General features: G+C 73.8%; 18 protein-coding genes and 1 pseudogene. 12 read left to right on the forward strand and 7 right to left on the reverse strand.

Annotation, left to right across the window (positions count from 1 at the left end; all coding sequences use genetic code 11):
• Positions 1–44 precede the first annotated feature (44 nt).
• Positions 45–428, forward strand: a complete 384-nt coding sequence (locus tag ACFZA0_RS04645; RefSeq protein ID WP_391011134.1) for a tetratricopeptide repeat protein — start codon at positions 45–47, stop codon at positions 426–428.
• A 32-nt stretch (positions 429–460) separates the two neighbouring features.
• On the opposite strand, the gene ACFZA0_RS04650 is transcribed toward ACFZA0_RS04645, so the two are convergent.
• Both ACFZA0_RS04650 and ACFZA0_RS04655 read right to left on the reverse strand, forming a co-directional pair.
• Positions 461–727: a DUF6343 family protein gene (locus ACFZA0_RS04650; protein ID WP_391011137.1), complete on the reverse strand. Its 267-nt coding sequence runs from the start codon at positions 725–727 to the stop codon at positions 461–463.
• A gap of 118 nt (positions 728–845) precedes the next feature.
• A complete protein-coding gene (locus tag ACFZA0_RS04655) occupies positions 846–1,442 on the reverse strand; it encodes a S4 domain-containing protein (protein WP_391011140.1) in 597 nt (198 codons plus the stop codon).
• 147 nt (positions 1,443–1,589) lie between these two features.
• On the opposite strand from ACFZA0_RS04655, the gene ACFZA0_RS04660 reads away from it, so the two are divergent.
• From ACFZA0_RS04660 to ACFZA0_RS04670, 3 genes are all read left to right on the forward strand, one after another.
• Positions 1,590–2,942: a M20/M25/M40 family metallo-hydrolase gene (locus tag ACFZA0_RS04660; protein WP_391011143.1), complete on the forward strand. Its 1,353-nt coding sequence runs from the start codon at positions 1,590–1,592 to the stop codon at positions 2,940–2,942.
• On the forward strand, positions 2,939–4,474 hold the full coding sequence (locus ACFZA0_RS04665; protein ID WP_391011145.1) for a YfcC family protein: 1,536 nt from the start codon (positions 2,939–2,941) through the stop codon (positions 4,472–4,474). The genes ACFZA0_RS04660 and ACFZA0_RS04665 overlap by 4 nt, the downstream gene beginning before the upstream one ends.
• A 69-nt stretch (positions 4,475–4,543) precedes the next feature.
• Positions 4,544–5,296, forward strand: a complete 753-nt coding sequence (locus ACFZA0_RS04670; RefSeq protein WP_391011148.1) for a uracil-DNA glycosylase family protein — start codon at positions 4,544–4,546, stop codon at positions 5,294–5,296.
• A gap of 44 nt (positions 5,297–5,340) precedes the next feature.
• On the opposite strand, the gene ACFZA0_RS04675 is transcribed toward ACFZA0_RS04670, so the two are convergent.
• Positions 5,341–6,051 carry an FCD domain-containing protein gene (locus tag ACFZA0_RS04675; protein WP_391011151.1) on the reverse strand — a complete coding sequence of 237 codons (711 nt, stop codon included), beginning with the start codon at positions 6,049–6,051 and terminating at the stop codon, positions 5,341–5,343.
• A 159-nt stretch (positions 6,052–6,210) separates the two neighbouring features.
• On the opposite strand from ACFZA0_RS04675, the gene ACFZA0_RS04680 reads away from it, so the two are divergent.
• The 3 genes from ACFZA0_RS04680 to ACFZA0_RS04690 all read left to right on the forward strand — a co-directional run bounded on the left by ACFZA0_RS04680 (position 6,211) and on the right by ACFZA0_RS04690 (position 9,822).
• Positions 6,211–7,683: a cytosine permease gene (locus ACFZA0_RS04680; protein ID WP_391011154.1), complete on the forward strand. Its 1,473-nt coding sequence runs from the start codon at positions 6,211–6,213 to the stop codon at positions 7,681–7,683.
• A 5-nt stretch (positions 7,684–7,688) separates the two neighbouring features.
• Positions 7,689–8,426 carry an aspartate/glutamate racemase family protein gene (locus tag ACFZA0_RS04685; protein ID WP_391011157.1) on the forward strand — a complete coding sequence of 246 codons (738 nt, stop codon included), beginning with the start codon at positions 7,689–7,691 and terminating at the stop codon, positions 8,424–8,426.
• A gap of 331 nt (positions 8,427–8,757) precedes the next feature.
• The gene (locus tag ACFZA0_RS04690; RefSeq protein ID WP_391011160.1) at positions 8,758–9,822 is read left to right on the forward strand and encodes a glycoside hydrolase family 6 protein; all 1,065 of its coding nucleotides are present in this window, start codon (positions 8,758–8,760) and stop codon (positions 9,820–9,822) included.
• A gap of 25 nt (positions 9,823–9,847) precedes the next feature.
• On the opposite strand, the gene ACFZA0_RS04695 is transcribed toward ACFZA0_RS04690, so the two are convergent.
• Positions 9,848–10,852 (reverse strand): GNAT family N-acetyltransferase, encoded by a 1,005-nt coding sequence (locus ACFZA0_RS04695; protein WP_391011163.1) that lies wholly within the window; start codon positions 10,850–10,852, stop codon positions 9,848–9,850.
• Positions 10,853–11,108: 256 nt separating this feature from the next.
• Here ACFZA0_RS04695 and ACFZA0_RS04700 point away from each other — a divergent pair, with 256 nt between their 5' ends.
• The 3 genes from ACFZA0_RS04700 (at position 11,109) to ACFZA0_RS04710 (ending at position 14,175) form a co-directional block, all read left to right on the forward strand.
• Positions 11,109–12,971 (forward strand): FUSC family protein, encoded by a 1,863-nt coding sequence (locus ACFZA0_RS04700; protein ID WP_391011166.1) that lies wholly within the window; start codon positions 11,109–11,111, stop codon positions 12,969–12,971.
• Positions 12,972–13,084: 113 nt separating this feature from the next.
• Positions 13,085–13,834 (forward strand): DUF899 family protein, encoded by a 750-nt coding sequence (locus tag ACFZA0_RS04705; protein WP_391011169.1) that lies wholly within the window; start codon positions 13,085–13,087, stop codon positions 13,832–13,834.
• Positions 13,835–13,989: 155 nt separating this feature from the next.
• Positions 13,990–14,175 (forward strand): hypothetical protein, encoded by a 186-nt coding sequence (locus ACFZA0_RS04710; protein WP_391011172.1) that lies wholly within the window; start codon positions 13,990–13,992, stop codon positions 14,173–14,175.
• A 151-nt stretch (positions 14,176–14,326) separates the two neighbouring features.
• On the opposite strand, the gene ACFZA0_RS04715 is transcribed toward ACFZA0_RS04710, so the two are convergent.
• The 3 genes and pseudogenes from ACFZA0_RS04715 to ACFZA0_RS04725 all read right to left on the reverse strand — a co-directional run.
• Positions 14,327–16,183, reverse strand: a complete 1,857-nt coding sequence (locus ACFZA0_RS04715; protein ID WP_391011842.1) for an ATP-binding cassette domain-containing protein — start codon at positions 16,181–16,183, stop codon at positions 14,327–14,329.
• Positions 16,184–16,539: 356 nt separating this feature from the next.
• Positions 16,540–16,983: a hypothetical protein gene (locus tag ACFZA0_RS04720; protein ID WP_391011174.1), complete on the reverse strand. Its 444-nt coding sequence runs from the start codon at positions 16,981–16,983 to the stop codon at positions 16,540–16,542.
• A gap of 311 nt (positions 16,984–17,294) precedes the next feature.
• A pseudogene (locus ACFZA0_RS04725) lies at positions 17,295–18,008 on the reverse strand (ATP-binding protein); the annotation flags it as partial.
• A 171-nt stretch (positions 18,009–18,179) separates the two neighbouring features.
• Here ACFZA0_RS04725 and ACFZA0_RS04730 point away from each other — a divergent pair.
• Both ACFZA0_RS04730 and ACFZA0_RS04735 read left to right on the forward strand, forming a co-directional pair.
• Positions 18,180–19,040 (forward strand): Scr1 family TA system antitoxin-like transcriptional regulator, encoded by an 861-nt coding sequence (locus tag ACFZA0_RS04730; RefSeq protein ID WP_391011177.1) that lies wholly within the window; start codon positions 18,180–18,182, stop codon positions 19,038–19,040.
• Positions 19,041–19,319 (forward strand): DUF397 domain-containing protein, encoded by a 279-nt coding sequence (locus tag ACFZA0_RS04735; RefSeq protein ID WP_391011180.1) that lies wholly within the window; start codon positions 19,041–19,043, stop codon positions 19,317–19,319.
• Positions 19,320–19,323: the final 4 nt, after the last annotated feature.

Raw genomic sequence — 19,323 nt, forward strand, 5'->3', positions numbered from 1 at the left:
GCGCCACGGGCGTTGAACGTGGGCAGCAAGGGAAGGACTCAGCCGTGCCCGAGACCAGCGGTTCGCCCACCGGACGTACTCCGGAGACGCATGTCATCGACTTCCGCGCCGCCGAGCAACTGCTCGCGGCCCGGGACCCGCGTGGCGCGGTGAAGCTCCTCGACCCTGTCGTCGCGGCCCACCCCGAGAACACGGCGGCCCGTCTGCTGCGGGCCCGCGCGTTCTTCGCCGCGGCCCAACTGCGGCCCGCGGAGCTGGAGTTCACGATCGTGCTGGAGCGCGAGCCGGACAACGCGTTCGCGCACTTCGCGCTCGCCCGCACCTACGAGCGCCAGGGCCGCCCCGAGCATGCCACGCGGCACTTCCGGCTGGCCGCGGCCCTCGACCCGAACCCGGAGTTCCTGAAGGCCGCCCGCTTCGACACCTGAGGGGCCCGCCCGGCGCCCCGCGCCGGGGCGCCTCACCGCCGGTGGTGGTCCACCGGCCGGTACGGCGGGACGTCGCGGCCCGGCTGGAAGTGCGCGCCCTGGCGCAGATGCCGCAGCACCACCACCAGGTCCGTCACGACGATCAGCCACAGCACCCCGCACACCGCCGCCCATCCGGTCCGGCCCAGCAGGGCGAAGGCCACCGTCCCCAGCGTCGCCCAGGCCAGGCCCCACACACTCAGCCAGAGCCTGGCGCGCAGGGCGCTGCGGGCGGTTGTCGGTTCGTTGCCCGAACGCATCGCGGTCACCCGCCTCGGTGTCCGTCGCGGCCGTTCTCGCCGGGCCGCTCCTCACTTCACGGTACGCCCGCAGCGGGGTCGGGCGGAGGCCCGGCGACCGGTGGCCGGGCCGGGCCGGTCACTCCTCGCGGAAGGAATCCCCGAGGCGTGCGCGGTCCGCGTCCCCGCGCAGCCGCTCCATGTCACGGCGGTCCCGCTTGGTGGGGCGGCCCGCGCCGCGGTCGCGGATGCCCGCCGGTGCCACGGCCTGCCTGGGCGGGGGCGGCGGCGAGTTGTCGACGTAGCACTGCACGGCGACCGGGGCGCCGACCCGCTTGCGGATCAGCCGCTTCACGACGACGACCCGTTCGCGGTTCTCCTGGCGCAGCCGCACCTCGTCTCCCACCCGCAGGGCATGGGCGGGCTTCACGCGCTCGCCGTTGACGCGGACGTGACCGCCGCGGCAGGCGGTGGCACCCGACGAACGGGTCTTCGCCAGCCGGACCGACCAGATCCAGCTGTCCACGCGCACGCTCTCGCCGCCGGCCGGGCCCGCCTTCTCGGCGGCGGCCACCGCGGCGGAGTCGGGGTCCGGGCCGCTGCCGCCGCCCGCGTCGGGCCGCGGCTCGGCGCCGGGAGCGCCGTCCGCACCCTCGGTGCGGTCCGTACCGTCTGTGCGGTCCGTGCCGTCCGTACCCTCCGTGCCGCTCGCACGGCTCATGCGCTGCGAAGCCATGCCCTCGACCTTAGTCCCACCCGACCCGTTCCCCGGACGGGTTTTCCGCCCCGCCCCGCACCCCCATGGCCCACCCCGGGTGCGACCGGGGCGGGCGCCACCGAGGGTGTTGTCCGGGGCGGAAGCACGCGAGGACGAGGAGGCGACGTGGAGCTGGCAGCCGTGGTCGACGGGCTGATGGACGGACTGGTGGCCGACCTGGAACGCCTGGCGGCGATCCCCTCCGTGGCGTTCCCGGGCTTTCCCGCCGAACCCGTGCACGCCGCCCACGACCTGCTGACCGGGCTGCTGCGGGACGCGGGCGTCGAACGGATCGAGCGCATCGACCTGCCCGACACCGCCCCCGTGATCTTCGCCGAGATCCCGCCGCCCACCCCGGACGCGCCCACCGTCCTGCTCTACTCGCACTACGACGTCCAGCCGCCCGGCGACGAGCGGCTCTGGCTGTCCCCGCCCTTCGAACCGACCCCCGTCGAGGGCGGACTGCGGGCGCGCGGCATCGCGGACGACAAGTCGAACGTCATCGCCCACCTGGGCATGCTGCGCGCGTACGGGGGACGGCCGCCCGTCGGCGTGAAGATCGTGTTCGAGGGTCAGGAGGAGTACGGCAGCGCCTTCGACACGTATCCGCCGACCGACCCCGAGCGGTTCGCGTGCGACGCGATGGTGGTCGCCGACCTCGGCAACCTGCGCCCCGGCACCCCGACCCTCACCACCGGGCTGCGCGGTGCGGCCGAGGTCGTCGTGGAGGTCCGTACCCTCCGGGAGCCGCGCCACAGCGGCGAGTTCGGCGGCGCCGCCCCCGACGCGCTGCTCACGCTCCTCACCGCCCTCTCCACCCTGCACGACGTGCACGGCGACGTGGCGGTGGACGGCCTGCGGCGCGAGGAGTGGGCGGGGGCGACGTACACCGAGGACGAGTTCCGTGAACTGGCCGGTGTCGTCGGGGGAGTTCCGCTGACCGGCAGCGGCAGCCTGGGCGAACGCCTGTGGAGCGGGCCCGCGATCACCGTCGTCGGCGTCGACGCCCCGGGCGTCGACCACGCCGCGTCCGCGGTCGTGCCGTACGCCCGCGCCAAGCTCAACCTCCGCTTCCACCCGCTCCAGGACCCGCACGAGGCGCAGGGCCGACTCGTCGACCACCTGCGCGCGCTCAGGCCGTTCGGCGTCCCGCTCACCGTCACCCCGGGCGACACCGGACCCGGCTACGAGGCGGCCACCGGCGGACCCGCCTACCGGGCCGCGCGCGACGCCCTGGCGCGGGCGTGGGGCGGCGAGGCGTCCTACGTGGCGACGGGCGGCTCGATCCCCCTGGTCAACGGCCTGGCACGAGCCGCTCCGGACGCCGAGGTGCTGCTGTTCGGCGCCCAGGACAGCATGTGCAACCTGCACGCCCCGAACGAACGCGTCCTGTTCTCCGAACTGCGCGGCACCGTCGTGGCGATGTGCGCCTTTGTCGAGAACTACGCCGCCGCCTTCCGCGCGGGGGACGCCGCATGAGCACGGACGTCGACGCCGGGCCGGACACCGGCTCCGAACAGCCGCCGGGCGGACGGAAGTTCACGTTCCCCAGTGCGCTCACCGTGCTGGCGATCGTCACGATCGCGGTGTGGGTGGTCGCCTTCTTCGTGCCGGCGGGAGTGTACGACCGGGACCAGGCCGGGGCGCCCAGGCAGGGCACGTACCACCGGGTCGACTCCGGCGAGAGCTTCGTCGACCGGCTCGACGACCTCTTCCTGTCCCCGGTCAACGGCCTCTACGGCATCCAGGACCAGGACACCGGCAAGGTCGGCCCCGACCTGGCCGGCGAACTGTACGGCAGCGCGGGCGTGTTCCTCTTCGTGCTGGCGATCGGCGCGTTCATCACGGTGGTGTTCGCGACCGGCGCCCTGGACCGCGGCATCGCCCGGCTCGCGCACCGGCTGCGCGACCGCGGCTGGCTGCTCATCACCGGCGTGATGGTCGTCTTCTCGGTGCTGGGCACCGTGGAGGGCTTCGCGGAGGAGACCCTGGGCTTCTACGGGCTGATCGTGCCGCTGATGCTCGCCCTCGGCTACGACCGGATGGTGGCCGTCGGCACGATCATCCTCGGCGCGGGCGTCGGCGTGCTGTGCTCGACGGTCAACCCCTTCGCGACCGGAGTGGCGTCCTCCGCCGCGGACATCTCGCTCGGCGACGGCATCGCGCTGCGGTCCGTGATGTGGGTGGTGCTGACGGCGGTCACCGTCGTCTACGTCGTCCGGTACGCCCGCCGGGTGCGCCGCGACCCCGCCCGTTCCGTCACCGGGTTCCTGCCCGGCGACCACGACCACGCCACCGTGGGCGGGGGAGAGGTCCCCGTGCTGACCGGGACGCACAAGGCGGTCCTGGTCACCATGACCCTCGTCTTCGCCTTCATGATCTTCTCGGTGGTGCCGTGGTCCAGCGCCCTCACCGGCGACGCGGAGGCCACCCCGTACGGCTTCGAACCCGACTGGTCCTTCCCGCAGCTGGCCGCCCTGTTCCTGTGCGCGGCGGTGCTGGTGGGGTTCGTGGCGCGGATGGGGGAGCAGAAGACCAGCGCGACGATCGTGCAGGGGGCGGCGGACTTCATCTCGCCGGCGCTCGTCATCGTGCTCGCCCGCGGTGTCACCGTCATCATGAACAACTCGATGATCACCGACACCGTGCTGCACGCCATCGAGGGCGTGGTGAAGGACACCTCGTCCAGCGCCTTCGCGGTCATCGTCTTCGTGGTGAACCTGCCGCTCGCCTTCCTGATCCCGTCGACCTCGGGCCACGCCACCCTCGCCATGCCGATCCTCGCCCCGCTCGCCGACTTCGCGGGCGTCTCGCGCGCGGTCGTCGTCACGGCGTGGCAGGCGGCGAGCGGGTGGATGAACCTCTGGGTGCCGACGACGGCGGTCACCATCGGCGGTGTCGCGTTGGCGAAGGTGGGCTACGACAAGTACCTGCGGTTCGTGTGGCCGCTGCTGGCGATCCTGTTCGTGCTGATCTGCGGGTTCGTGGCGCTGGGGGCGGCGCTCACGTAGCGGCCCGCCCGGACGGCCGGGCAGGGCCCGGCCGTCCGGGACGCCCGTCCCGCGATCTACGGTGGAGTGATGGACGTGAACGGAGGGAGCCCCGGCGGCCCCGGCGGTCCCGGGGACCTCGCCCCGTCGGACTCCCTGGCCTCCCTCGACGCGCGGATCGCCGACTGCCGGGCCTGTCCGCGGCTGGTCGCCTGGCGGGAGGAGGTCGCCCGCACCAAACGCGCGGCCTTCGCCGACCAGACGTACTGGGGCCGCCCGGTCCCCGGGTTCGGCCCGGCGGACGCCCGGCTGCTGATCGTCGGGCTCGCGCCGGCCGCCCACGGGGCGAACCGCACCGGCCGCATGTTCACCGGCGACCGCTCCGGCGACGTCCTCTACCGGGCGCTGCACGACGTGGGGCTCGCGTCGCGGCCGACCGCCGTGTCCGCCGACGACGGGCTCGAACTGTACGGCGTGCGCATCACCTCACCGGTGCACTGCGCCCCGCCCGCCAACAGGCCCACCCCCGCGGAACGGGACACCTGCCGGACCTGGCTGGTACGCGAACTGGAGCTGCTGCGGCCGACGTTGAGGGCGGTGGTGGTGCTCGGCGGGTTCGGCTGGCAGGCCGCGATGCTGGCCTTCGCGGCGGCCGGTCTGCCGGTGCCCCGCCCCCGCCCGGCGTTCGGGCACGGCGCGCGGGTCGTCCTCGGCGACGTCACCGTCCTCGGCTGCTTCCACGTGAGCCAGCGCAACACGTTCACGGGGCTGCTCACCCCGCGGATGCTGCGCGACGTACTGCGGACGGCGGCGGAGACGGCGGGGCTGCCGCACGCGGGCTGAGGGCGCCCGCGCGTCGGGCCCCGGGACGGCGTTCCGCCGTACGGTCACGCCTGCGGTTCCGCGAGGTCCTCCGCCGCCTCCCCGAACAAGTGCCGCACCGTGGAACGGTAGTTGGCCTGCACGTGGCCCAGGGCGTGGGCGCGGGCGCGGTCCGCGTCGCCGGAGGCGATGGCCTCGTACAACTCCCGGTGTTCTGAGAGGAGTTGGGGCCACTCGGTGTTCTGCCGGGTGAGCCAGCGCAGCCGCCCGTCGACGGGTTCCATGACCGAGGCGAGCAGACCGTTGCCGGCCATGGCGAGGACGCGGTCGTGGAAGCGGGTGTTGACGTCGGTGATGGCCTCGGGGTCGTCCGCCTCCGTGGCCCGTGCCGACTGCTCCAGCAGGTCGCGCAGTTCCGCCAGCGCCCGCGGGGTCGCGCGCGCCGCCGCGAGCCCCGTCGCGTAGACCTCCAACGCCTCGCGCAGTTCGAAGAGTTCACGCACGTCGGCCGGGGTCAGGCGGCGCACGACGGTGCGGCGCGGAGTCTCGAAGAGGACGAACCCCTCGGCGACCAGGGCCCGGATCGCCTCCCGCACCGGCACCCTCGACACCCCGAAGCGGTCGGCGAGTTCGCGCTCGACCAGTCGGTCGCCCGGCCGCAGCCGGCCCGCGATGACGTCCTGGCGCAGGGTCGCCAGAACGCGTTCACGCACCGCGCCGAGCGGCTCGCGGATCGCGGGCCGCTCGCGGGGGCCGTCGGGTTCGATCTTCGCCATGCGCCCATCTTCGCCGACTCCGGCGGTGATTTACGGAGCGTTAACGGCGGTGACATCCGTCGGGGCGATTGACGGGAGGACCATGACGGCTGTTTGGTATACCAAACGGCTCGGCAAACACCCCTCGCTCCTCCTCAACCCCTCGTCCAGGGAGGCCTCGTGTCCCTCGCCGACCGCGCCGAAACCGCGGGCACCGCAGAGTTCACCCCCGATCCCCGGCTCACCAACGACGACCTCGCACCGGCGGACAAGCGCAACTGGAAGGTCTTCGACCTCTTCGCCATGTGGATGTCCGACGTCCACAACCTCGGCAACTACACCTTCGCCGCAGGGCTGTTGTTCCTTGGCATGAACGTCTGGCAGATCTTCACGTCCCTGCTCGTCGGCTTCGTGATCATCTACGCCGGGATGAACATGATGGGCCGCATCGGCCAGCGGACCGGCGTCCCGTTCCCGGTCGTCAGCCGCATCGCCTTCGGCGTCTGGGGCGCCAACATCCCCGCCCTGATCAGGGCCGTGATCGCCATCATGTGGTACGGCATCCAGACCTACCTGGCCTCCGTCGCCGTCGACGTGATGCTGCTCGCCGCGTGGCCGGGCCTCGACTCGTGGACGCACAACTCCTTCCTCGGCCTGGACGGGCTCGGCTGGCTGTCCTTCGTCGCGCTGTGGATCGTGCAGGCGCTGATCATCAGCCGGGGCATGGAGTCCGTACGGAAGTTCCAGGACTTCTGCGGCCCGGCGATCTGGCTCGTGATGATCGCCCTCGCGGTGTGGATCCTCGACCGGGCGCACTGGAGCATCCCGCTGACGTCCACCCCGCACCCGGTCTCCGTGGGCCATCAGTGGCAGCAGTGGTTCGGCGCGATCGGGCTGATCCTCGCCACCTACGGCACGCTGATGCTCAACTTCTGCGACTTCTCCCGCTTCGCCCCCGACCACCGCACGGTGCGGCGGGGCAACTTCTGGGGGCTGCCCGTCAACTCCACCGCGTTCGTGATCGTCTCCGTGATCGTCACGGCCGGCGCCTACGAGGCGTTCGGCAAGGAGATCACCGACCCCGCCTACCTCGTCGCCGAGATCGGCAACACCTGGGTCCTGGTGGTCGGCGCCTTCACGTTCGCCGTCGCCACGATGGGCGTCAACATCGTCGCCAACTTCGTCTCCCCCGCCTACGACCTCGCCAACGTCTGGCCGCAGAAGATCACCTTCCGGGTCGGCGGCATGATCAGCACGGTGGCAGCGCTGGTCGTCACCCCCTGGAACCTCTTCTCCAACCCGGACGTCGTCAACTACTTCCTCGGCGGCCTCGGCGCCTTCCTGGGACCCCTGTTCGGCGTCATCATGGTCGACTACTACTGGGTCAAGCGCGGCCGGGTCGACGTCGACCAGCTCTTCGACGCGCGGCCCGGCTCCCGCTACCACTACCGCAAGGGCGTCAACCCCAGGGCGCTGTGGGCGTTCCTGCCCTCCGCGGCGGTGGCGGCCGTGCTCGCCCTGGTGAAGACGTTCAGCGACGTCGCCGCCTACTCCTGGTTCATCGGCACGGCCCTGTCCGCCGTCCTGTACGCACTCCTGTGCCGCGCCGAGCGGACCGCCGCGACCCCGGCGCCCGCGCCCGTGGAGGTCTGAGGAGCGTGCGCATCGTCGTCACCAACTGCAACACCACGCAGGAGATGACCGCGGAGATCGTACGAGGTGCCCGGACCGCGGCGGGTCCGGGCACCACCGTGACCGGGCTGACGCCCGCCTGGGGCCCCGAGTCCGCGGAGGGCTGGCTCGACAGCTACCTCTCGGCCACCGCCGTCCTCGACACCCTGCGCACCTACCGCGAGCCGTACGACGCGGTGGTCATGGCCGGGTTCGGCGAGCACGGCAGGGAGGGCGCCCGCGAACTCGTGGACGTGCCGGTCGTCGACATCACCGAGGCAGCCGCCCACCTCGCCTGTCTGCTGGGCCGGCGGTACGGCGTCGTCACCACCCTGGAACGCTCCTGCGGCCAGATCGAGGACAGCCTGGAGACGGCCGGCGTGGGCCGCAACTGCGCGGCCGTCGTCGGCACCGGGCTCGGGGTGCTCGACCTCGCCGACACCGGCCGCACCCGCGCCGCCTTCGTGACGGCGGCCGAACGGGCCCGGCAGGCCGGCGCCGAGGTGCTGGTGCTCGGCTGCGCCGGAATGACCGGACTGCAACGGGAGGTGGGCGAGAAGGTCGGCCTCCCGGTCGTCGACGGGGTGACCGCGGCCGTCAAACTCGCCGAGTCCCTGGTGTCGTTGGGGCTGACCACGAGCCGCGCGGGAAGCTGGGCGAGACCGCTGCCGAAGCGCAGGGTCTGGCGCGGACCGGGGGAGCGGCCCCCAACGCCGGGGCGCTGAACGGGCTTTGGGCCGCGGCCGGTTTGGGGCGGCAGGCGGCGGGCGGTGGGCCGTGGTCGGTGCGCGGCGGCGGCGCTGACGTGGTCCGGAATGTGATCGGTCCGCTCCCGGTCCGTTCTCGATGGGGTGATCCTGCGGCGACCCGGCCCGGACGCGCGGGCGCGCGCGAGCCGGTCCAGCAGACTGCGGGAGGACGAACCGCCCAGCGCGGCACGGGCGGACAGCCCCCGCCAGGCGGCCGTCCGGCACAACACCCCAGCCGCACCAGCCAGTCGCCGCCCGGCCACCCGCCCCGCAGTGGCGTGTCCGCGCGGCCGGAACGGAGTCCCCTGTGTTCAGGCCGTCGGCCCGCACCCCCCTGCCCCTGCGCCGCACCCTCCTCGCCGCCGCACTGCTGGCGGCCCTGTGCGGGACAGCACCGGCCCGGGGAGCGGGAGCCGCCGCGCCCCGGGCCGGCGGCACCCTCGCGGCGGCCGGTCACCGGCTCGCCGCCGCGCCCGGGGACACCACCGGCACGCCGTCCGGTGACGCACCCCTGTGGACCGACCCCGACTCCCCGGCCGCCCGGCAGGCCGCCGAGTGGCGCCGCGAGGGGCGCGACGCCGACGCCGCGCTCGTCGACCGCATCGCCCTGCGGCCGCAGGCGCAGTGGCTCGACGGCCCGCACCCGGGACCGGCCGTCCGGGCCGGCACCACCGCCGCCGCGCGGGCCGGCCGGACCGCCGTGCTCGTGGCGTACTACGTCCCGAACCGCGACTGCGGCCAGTACTCCACCGGCGGCGCCGCGGACGCGGCCGAATACCGCGCGTGGGTCGACGAGTTCGCCGCGGCGGTCGGTGACCGGGCGGCGTACGTGATCGTCGAGCCGGACGCCGTCGCCCAGGTGGTCGCGGGCTGCACCCGGGTTGTGGCGAGCGAGCGATATGCCCTTCTCGCCCATGCCGTGCAGCACTTGGGCCGGCTGCCGCACACCCGGGTCTACCTGGACGCGGGCAACTCCGGCTGGATTCCCGAGGCATGGCGGCTGGTCGACGCGCTGCGCGCCTCCGGCGTGGCCGACGCCGACGGAGTGGCCCTCAACACCTCCAACTTCCAGACGAACCAAGCCAGTTCGGCATACGGCGACTGGCTTTCAAAGGACCTCGGCGGTACCCACTACGTCATCGACACCAGCCGCAACGGCAACGGCCCGGCCGAGGGGGCGGACTCCTGGTGCAACCCGCCGGGGCGGGCCCTGGGCACACCGCCGACGACCGGCACGGGCAACGCCCTCCTCGACGCCTACCTGTGGATCAAGCGCCCCGGGGAGTCCGACGGAACGTGCCGGGGCGGTCCGGCGGCGGGCCGGTGGTGGCCCTCGTACGCACTGGAGCTGGCCCGCAACGCGCGCGGGTGACCCACGGCCGGCGGGGCGCCGGGGGTCAGGGGCGCCACTCGTACCGCACGTCCGGCTCGCGCTCCTCGTTGCCGCGGCCGTCGGTGCGTTCCACGGCGACGAAGCCGTGGCGCTCGTAGAAGCGGTGGGCCGGTTCGTTGACCTGGAACGTCCACAGGGTCAGCCCCTCCGGGCTGCGTTCCTTCGCGAGGGCGACGAAGCGGTCCCCGATGCCCCGGCCCCGGTGGGCCGGGGAGAGGTACAGCTGCGAGAGCTCCCGCTCCTTGAGCACCATGACCCCCACCACGCCTTCCCCGCCGTCCGCCTCGGCCACCCAGGTCTCGCGCAGGGGCACGACGACGTCGTGGAAGTGCCGCCGTACGTCGTCGTCGGTGCGGGGGCGCACGACCGTGGGCAGCGCGGCGTCGAAGGACCGCAGCCACACCTCGGCCGCGGCGTCCGCGTCGGCGGCGACCGCCCGGCGCAGTGTGACACCGGGAACGGCGGCGGTTGCCGTGATCTCCACCAACTGGCCCTGGTAGCCGAGGCAGTTGACGCCGATCAGGGTCGAGGAGTGCGGGCCGACGGCGAGGCCCGACGCCTCGACGACGGTCCACACGGCCGTCAGCACCGCCGGGTCGGCGGTCACGACGTACACGTCCGTCGACACCACGTTCGCCATGTCCGTCCCCGCCGACCGCAACTGGGCGTCGAGGTTCGCCAGCACCTGCTCGGCCTGGCGCACGGGGTCGCCGGGGCCCACGAGCCGCCCGTCGCCGTCGAGGGGGACGGACCCCCCGAGGAAGGCCAGGGAGGTGCCAGCGCGCACGATCGACGCGTGGGAGTAGCGGGGCGGCGGGAAGAGACCCGGAGCGTCCACGCGCCTGATCATGAAGCCTCCAGAATGTTCGGCGAGAGGAGTGGGTGGGGCGGAACGGGGAGGGCGAGGGGGAACGGGCAGGGCGGCCGGGTCCGGACGGAGCGGGCCGGACACGGGGGCACGGTGCGGACGGCCGCGATCGATCATCGGCCTCTTGGCCCGTTCCCGCATCCCAATTTCTCCGCGGCCCCGCCGCCCGGAGCGCCGCACCCCGGCACGGCGCGCACCCGGTTCCGGCCCCGGGCGGCCGCCGCCTCGTGAAACGTCATCCCGCGGAAATATCACCGTTCGCTTCTGTCGCCGCCGACCCTTTACTCTTGACAGAGCCTGAGCCCGGAGCACGAGCTCGCGCCCCGCGTCTCAGAGCACCAAGCCCGGCCGCTGTCGTCCGAAGGCATCCACCCGCCCTCGCACCGACAGGAGGCCCGTGAGCCGCCGACGCGCCACACTGACCCTTCCGCCCTGGTTCGCCCACGCCCTGCGCGCGCAGCGCGGCCCGGTCCCCTGGAGCGCCGTTCTGCGCGGCGCCCTCGCCGCCGGTCCGCTGCTGCTCGTCGCCGCCCTCGCCGGTCACCTCTCGGTGGGCGTCGCCGCCGCCCTCGGCGCGATGCTCGCCGGGGTCAACGACCGGCCCGGCACCCGGCGCGCCTCGGTACGGCGGCTCGGGGTGCCCGCGCTCGCGGGGACGGCGGGGCTGCTCATCGGCACGTACGCCGGCCAGGGCACCTCCCCGGTGGTGCTCACCCTCCTGTTCACCGTCACGGGGCTGCTCGCCGGGGCCGTCAGCGCGATCGGTCCGGTCGCCTCGGGCGCCGGCACCCAGCTCCTCGTGGCCTCCGCCATCGGCGCCGGTATGCCCCTGCCCGAGAGCGGCTGGCAGCGCGCCCTCGCCTTCCTCGCCGGTGCCGCCTGGCTGCTCTCCCTGCGGCTCGTCCTGCCCTCGCCGCGCACCACCGCGGGGGCGCTCCGCTTCGACGCCGAGCGCCGCGCCGTCGCCGCCGTGTACGACGCGGTCGCCGACCTGCTCGACGCGACCGGCGGCCCCACCGCCACGGCCCGCCGCGCCGCCCTCACCGCCGCTCTCGACCAGGCGCAGGACGCCCTCGGCGGGCTCGGGCTGCGCCGCCGGGCGAGTTCCTCGGCCGAGCGCCGCCTGCACGCCCAGTACGCCGCCGCCCTCCCGCTCGCCGAGGCCGCCACCGCGCTCGCGTGGTCCGGCGACGCCGTCTCCGCCCGCGCGTCCCTCGGCCCGCGCCGCCTCGCCGCGGCCGTCCGCGAGGGCACCCACACCGGGCCGCTGCCCGCCCCCAGCCGCTCGGCACCGGCGCTGCGCGCGCTCGACAACGCCCTGCTGCACGCCGCCGAGGCCTTCGACCGGCCCGACGGCGCCGACGACCTGCACACCCGCAGGCGCACCCCCGCCTCCCTCGTCCGCACCGTCCTCGGCGCGGGCGGCCGGGAGTACGGGCTGCGCGTCGCGCTCTGCTTCGGGGCCAGCGCGGCGGTCGCCCAGGCTCTGCACGGCGCGGGCTGGTACGACGGCCACGCGCACTGGTACTGGCTGCCCGCCACCGCCGTCTTCCTGGTCAAGCCGGACCTCGGACCGCTCGCCTCGCGCGTGGTGTGCCGGGCCGCGGGCACCGTCCTCGGCGCCATGCTGTTCGCCGCACTCGCCGCGGTGCTGCCGCGGCCCGCGGGCCTGATCGTCCTGGTCGCGGTCAGCGGCGCCCTCATCCCGGTCGCCACCCGGCACTTCGCCGCGCAGACCGCCGTCGTCACCGTCCTCGTGCTCTCCCTCGTCATGGTCGGCGGCGACCCGCAGGCGTCCTGGAGCAGGATCGGCGACACGCTGCTGGCCTGCGCGATCGTCCTCGTCGTGGGCCATCTGCCGATGCCGGGGCAGCGCGCGGGCGGCGTACGCTCGCGGCTCGTCACGGCCGGCGGGGCGGCCCAGGACTACCTGACGCACGTCCTCAGCGGCTCCGAGGACCGGGCCGCCCGCTGGGTCCTGCGCCGCGAGGCCTACCGGGCGCTGGCCGAGGCGCGCGCGACCATCGACCTCGCCGCCGCCGAACTCCCCTCCCTGGCACGTCACTCCGCGGGCAGCGACGAGATCGCCGCCACGCTCGAACGGCTCGTGGACACCACCACGGCGTGTGCGGTGCACCTCGACGACAGCGGCCGGCTCACCTCCCGGCACACCGAGGGCCTCACCGTGCTCCTCGACGAACTCGCCCGCAGCCGTGAGCGGGTGGGCATGCGGGACGTGCGGCTGCCGGTCGCCGGATAGCCCTGCCGGAGCATCCGCGGCGGAACCCGCCGAGAAAACCCGCCGCGCGCCGATGAGTTCCGCCCCCGGCGACGGTCACCCCATCCGACGGACCGTTGCACAGGAGGGGGCCCATGTCGCTGCCGGAGATCGTCTCGCGCGAACAATGGCTGGCCGCGCGCGAGGAGTTGCTCGTCGAGGAGAAGGCGGCCACCCGGGCCCGGGACGCGCTGAACGCCCGGCGCCGCCGCCTGCCCATGGTGGAGGTCGAGGAGGAGTACCTCTTCGAGGGCGGCGACGGCAAGGCCACCCTCCTGGACCTGTTCGACGGACGGCACCAACTCGTCGTCCACCACTTCGCGTTCGCCCCCGGCTGGGAGGCGGGCTGCCGCTGCTGCTCCGCCTTCCTCGACCAGGTCGGGCACCTGTCCCACCTGCACGCCCGCGACACGTCGTTCGTCGTCGTCTCCCGCGCCCCGTACACCAGGATCCTTCCCTTCAAGGCCCGGATGGGCTGGTCGCTGCCCTGGTACTCGTCGTACGGCGGCGACTTCAACCACGACTTCGGGGCGACCGTGGCGGGGACCGGGGCGGAGGCGGGCGGGGTAACCCGGCGGGCGGCGGAGGGCGAGGCGTCCGGGGAGCCCGGCGAGGCCGTCGAGCGGTCCGGGGTCAGCTGTTTCCTGCGCGACCGGGAGCGGGTCTTCCACACCTACACGACCCGCGGCCGGGGCCTCGACGGGCTCGGCCCGGTCGGCTCGCTGCTGGACCTGACCGCCCTCGGCAGGCAGGAGGAGTGGGAGGAACCACCGGGACGGGCGGGGTCCCTCGGGACGCCCGCGGGCCGTGAGGCACTCAGATATCACGACGAGTACGAGTACTGACACGGAAGGTGGCCAAAGGTTCGGGAATCCCGCGCCCCGGTTCACACGTGACGGTGAAGTCGTGTCGACTACGTCTCAGTACCGTCACTTCGCGAGCCGTTCACCCCATCGTTGGCGTTTAACTCTAGGAGTACAGCGCTACATGGAGGTGCCGGGTGAACGGGCGAAAGGTGCTCGAACGCTTTCCCGCCGGAGGCCCACGGGGCTCTTGGCCCGCGGAGGAGTTCGCACAGGCGCGACGCCAGGAGGGCATGCCCGCGGAGGTCGTCATGGATCTCGCGACGGACGCGTTCCTGGTGATCGTGCGCGGCGGTGAACTCGCCGGCGACGCGGCGGCCTGACCGAGCGGCCCGACCCGGGCGGCCCCGACCCGGGCGGCCCCGACCCTGGCGGCCCCGACCCTGGCGTCCCGACCCGGGTGGCCCGCCAACAGGGCGGCGCGGTGGGCGGGTTGCCACGCCGCCCCGGGCGCCCGGCGCGCGCCGTCCGTCCTCAGCCCGCCTGCCGGGCCGCCACCTTGGGCGCCGCCCTCGGCGCCACGTCCGACGTGAACTGGTCCGCCTGCAAGGAGTACAGCTCCGCGTAGATGCCGCCCGTCGCGAGGAGTTCGTCAGGGGTGCCGGACTCCGCGAGACGGCCCTTGTCGAGGACGTGCACGAGATCCGCGTGCCGGACCGACGCCAGCCGGTGGGTGATCAGCACGACCGTCTGGCCGCTGCCGGCCAGCGCCCGGATCTTCTCGAAGACCTCCAGTTCGGCACGGGCGTCCAGCGCGGCCGTCGGCTCGTCCACGATGAGGATGCGCCCGCGCCGGTAGGCGGCCCTGGCGATGCCGAGCCGCTGCCACTGGCCGCCGGACAGCTCGTGGCCGCCGCTGAAGTCGCGGGCCAGCAGGGTGTCCAGGCCGTGCGGCAGGTCCGCGACCACCTCCTGCGCGCCCGCCTCCGCCACCGACGCCTCCACCCGCTCGTCGCTCAGCGGCGCCGACGAGCGGCCGACCGCCACGTTCACCCGCGCCGTGAACGGCCACCGCTTGAAGTCCTGCGCCACCATCGCGATCCGCTCGGCGAGGTGCCGCCGGTCCGCGCCGGCCGCGTCCACGCCGTCCCACAGGATGCGGCCCCGGTCCGGTGTGTAGAGGCCGGCCAGCAGCTTGACCAGGGTGGTCTTGCCCGAACCGTTCTCGCCGACCAGCGCCACGATGCGGCCCAGCGGCAGTGTCAGGGTGACGTCGTCGAGCGCGGGGTGCGTCGACTCCCCGGGATAGCTGAACGACACGTTCTCGAATGTGATCTCCCGCGGGTCCTCCGGCAGCAGCTCGCCGCCCTCCGGGATCGCGCGCTCGGCGGCCTCCGCGTGCAGCCGCTGGAGGTCCCCCACGAACAGTGCCTCCTCGTGGAGCTGGTTCACCTCCAGGACGAGGGTGTCGAGGCTCGACGAGCCGGTGCGGATGGCGATCACCGCCGTGCCCGCCACCGAGAGCGCCATCGCGCCCGTCACCAGCAGCCCGCCGAGCGTCGCGTACGTCGCCACCGTCGCGAGCCCCGTCCACCCCGCCGCCACCAGCCCCGTACGCGCCGCCAGCCGCGACAGCCGGGCCTGCTCCGCCTCCGCCGTCTCCGACATCGACCGGAAGTGCCGCAGCAGGAACGGCCCCACCCCGTGCAGCCGGATCTCCGGGGCGGCGGCCGGCTCGGTGAGCAGACCGCTGATGAGGTGGCCGGCCCGCGCGTGCTGCACCCAGGTGTGGAACGACTCGTAACGGCGCCGCGCGTTCGTCAGCGCGCTCCACGCGCTCGGCAGGGTCATCGTCACGAGCAACGGCAGCAGCGCCGGGTGGAGCACCGTCAGCACGCCCGCGGCGGCGATCAGCGAGATCACCGCGTTCACCACCCGCGCCGAGTACGCGATCATGCGGCGGGCCGAGGACGCGCCGTACTGCGCCGTGTCCAGCAGCTTGTGGAAGGCGTGGTCCTCGATCGCGGACAGCTCGACCGCCGCCGCCCGCTCCAGGTAGAGCTCGGTCGCCACCCGCTCCACCTTGGGCTCCAGCAGCCCGGTCGCCCACGTCGACGCCGCCCGCAGCAGCGCGCCCACCAGCAGCACGGCGGCCATGACGGCCAGCACCGGGACGGCGCCGCGCAGCCGCTCCTCGATGGTGCCCACCCCGACCAGCCGGCCCAGCACGCTGTTCACGGCGAGCAGGCCCACGGCCTGCGTCAGGCCCCGGAACACCTCGGCGGCCATGACGACGCGGGCCGCCCGGCGGTCGGCCTGCAGGGCGAGCCGCAGACTGGAGGCCAGCAGCGACGGCAGCCTCGTCACCATCGCCCGGAAACTCAGTTCCATGAAGGCCTCGGAGTGGCTGTTCCACCCCCTGTCGTAGCGCAACGGGCCGCCGAACAGCAGCCGTTCCGACTCGGACACCTCCGGTGCTTCCGTGCCGCCGGCGTCGTTCTTGTCCACCGCCAACCTCCCCCGATCGTGGCCGAGGGCCACTATCCCCGCGCGCCGCCGGCCCGGGGCAGGGCGCACGGCCGGGCGGGCGGGGCACGCGGGCGCACACGCCGTGGGGGAACCGGGGGGCGGGGAACAGGGGAGCGGGGCGGCGCGGGCGGCGTACGGCCGGGGGCGCGCGGTGGGGGCGGTGGGGGCGGTGGGGTGCCGGGCGGGTGGCCGTGTGTGCCGGGCGGGCGCGGGCCGGGTCAGGCGCTGATCGGGCGGGACCAGGACGGGGACGTGCCCGTGAGGCGGCACAGCGTCAGGTAGAGCGGGATCGGCGGCGTGTACGGAACCGTGCCGTCCGGTTTGTGGATGAGCCCGGGAACGGCCGGCGAGTCCTCGACGACGGCCCCCGTCGCGTACCGGACGGGCGCCGGCCAGTCCAGCGCGTAGTCCGAGTCGGAGGGCACCATCCACCACCAGGTCGTCTCGTCCGCGAACACGCAGCCCACCCGGGGCAGGCGCGGCAGTACGAGGGGGCCGAGGCGGGCGGGTGCCGACACCGCGTCGCAGCCGAGCGGCGCGGTCATGCCCTCCGGCACCGCCAGTCTGCGGACGTCCACCGTGCGTACGGCGCGTCCGAGCCGGACCATCGTGTCCATGCTCAGCAGCGTCCGGTTCGAGCCCGGTGTGTAACTCACGCCCATGCGGCCCCCGTTCCGTGGTGCGCCTCCGCGTGCGTCTCCTCGCGGCGCGCTGCGTCAGGTGTCTTTCCGTGGTGCTGGTGCTGGTGCTGGTGCTGGTGCGGCTCGGCCTGCGTCTGCGGCAGGGCGTCCGTCGGTGTCGGTGTCGGTGTCGGTGCGGATGCGGGTGCCTGCGTCGGCGGCGGCTTCTGCGTCCGTGCCTGCGCCGGTATCCGTGCCGGTGTCTGTGGGTTCGTCATCGGTGCGCGGGCCGGGGGCTGTTCCCCGGCGTGCGGTGCCCGCGTCTGCGTCTGCGCGTGCGGGGCGGCGTCGGGTGCCGCGGTGCGGCCCTGCGACCCGGTGCGCGGGTCGTCGTCGGGCGTGCCGGGGCGCGAACCCTCGTCCGGCTCGTCCGGTGTCCCGGGCTTCGGACGGGCTCCCCAGCCGAGGTCGTCGCGCGGTTCGGCGGCGCCCGGGGCGACGGAGTCCGGCACGGGAGCGTCCGGGGCGGGAGAGCCGGCGGTGTCGGTGCCGCGCGTCAACTCCGCCCACACCAGCAGCCCGGTGCCGTGCTCCATGGTGCCCCAGGTGCGGCTCAGGGCCCCGACGAGAAGCAACCCCCTCCCGTGCTCCTCGTCGGGGCGCTGCGGCGACGGCCGGGGCTCGCCCGGCGCGCATCCCTCGTCGCGAACGGCTATGCGCACCAAGTCGTCACCGTCGTGCAGTTCGCACAGGACGCGACTGCTCGCGGTGTGCACGATGGCGTTGGTGACCAGCTCGGACACGACCAGGGTCGCGGTGTCGCAGGTGTCCTCGCACACCGACCAACTCGCCAGCCAGGCTCTCGTCAGGCGTCTCGCCTGGGCGGGAGAACCGGGATGTGCGGCCAGCTCGAAGCGGAACCGGCGCTCGGCAGCGGCCCGTTGAGGGCCAACTCCCACGGAGGCGCCGAGACCGTCGAGGCCGGGAAGGCCTTCGGCGGCGTCTGTTCCTAAAGGCGCGGACGGAATCACGCTTGCCACTATCGCCCCGCCGCGAACACTTGGCAAGCGTCACTCTGAAAAATGCAGAGTGCTGTATGACGGGGTGAATCGCCGTGGCACACTGCTCGGAACAGCATGTCCGCGCGGCGTCGGGGGAGATCACCTAAGGTCCGCCCCGATCTTCGAAAATCTCTTCGATTCGCGTCGCCGGCCACCAGATCTTCGTGGAGGTGGAGGGTGAGCGAACCGAGGTCCGCGCCGACGGTCGGTCAGGTCGTTCTCGGCCGACGCCTGCTGGACCTGCGCCTGGGCGCCGGTCTCGGCCGGGACGAGGCCGCCCGCATCCTGCGCGTCGCGCCCGCCACCGTCCGCCGCATGGAGACGGCCGAGGTCAGCCTCAAGATCCCGTACCTTCAGCTCCTGCTGAAGGCCTACGGAGTCTCCGACGCGGAGGCCGAGGGGTTCGTCCAGCTCGCGGAGGAGGCGAACAAGCCCGGCTGGTGGCAGCGGTTCCACGACATCCTGCCGGGCTGGTTCTCGATGTACGTCAGCCTGGAGGGCGCGGCAGCCCTGATCCGCAGCTACGAGCCGCACTTCGTGCCCGGACTCCTCCAGACCGAGGACTACGCGCGCGGAGTCCTGAAGTCCGGAGCGGTCGGCCAGACCGAGCCCGACGACATCGAACGGCACGTCGCGCTCCGCATGCAGCGCCAGGAACTGCTCATCCGCGAGGACGCGCCCCGCCTGTGGATCGTCATGGACGAGACGGCGCTGCGGCGTCCGGTCGGTCCGCCCGAGGTGATGCGGGGCCAGGTCGACAAGCTCCTCGAAGCCGCGGAGCTGCTCAACGTGACGCTCCAGATCGCCCCCTTCGCCTCGGGGCCGCACCCGGGCACGTACGGGCCGTTCGTGCTCTTCCGATTCGCCGTGCCCGAACTGCCGGACATGGTCTACAGCGAGTACCTGACCGGCGCGGTCTACCTCGACGCGCGCGCCGAGGTGGCGACCCACCTGGAGGTCATGGACCGCATGGCGGCGCAGGCCGCCACTGCACAACGCACGAAGGAGATCCTCCGGGATCTCCGCAAGGAGCTGTGAATGGATCGCATCACGTCCCAGCAGCGGTCGCGGGCCGTCCGCACCGAGAGCATCTACAACGGGATGCCCGCGCGGGAACTGGGCAGCGAGGGCTGGCACAAGCCGTGGAGCGGCGGCAACGGCGGCAACTGCCTCGAAGCGATGAAGCTCGCCGACGGCCGCATCGCGGTACGTCAGTCCACCGATCCCGACGGGCCGGCGCTGATCTACACCACCGCCGAGATGACGGCCTTCATCCAGGGCGCCAAGGCGGGAGACGCCGACTTCCTGCTCTCCTGACCCC

The sequence above is a fragment of the Streptomyces sp. NPDC008150 genome (assembly GCF_042956945.1).
Taxonomy (GTDB): domain Bacteria; phylum Actinomycetota; class Actinomycetes; order Streptomycetales; family Streptomycetaceae; genus Streptomyces.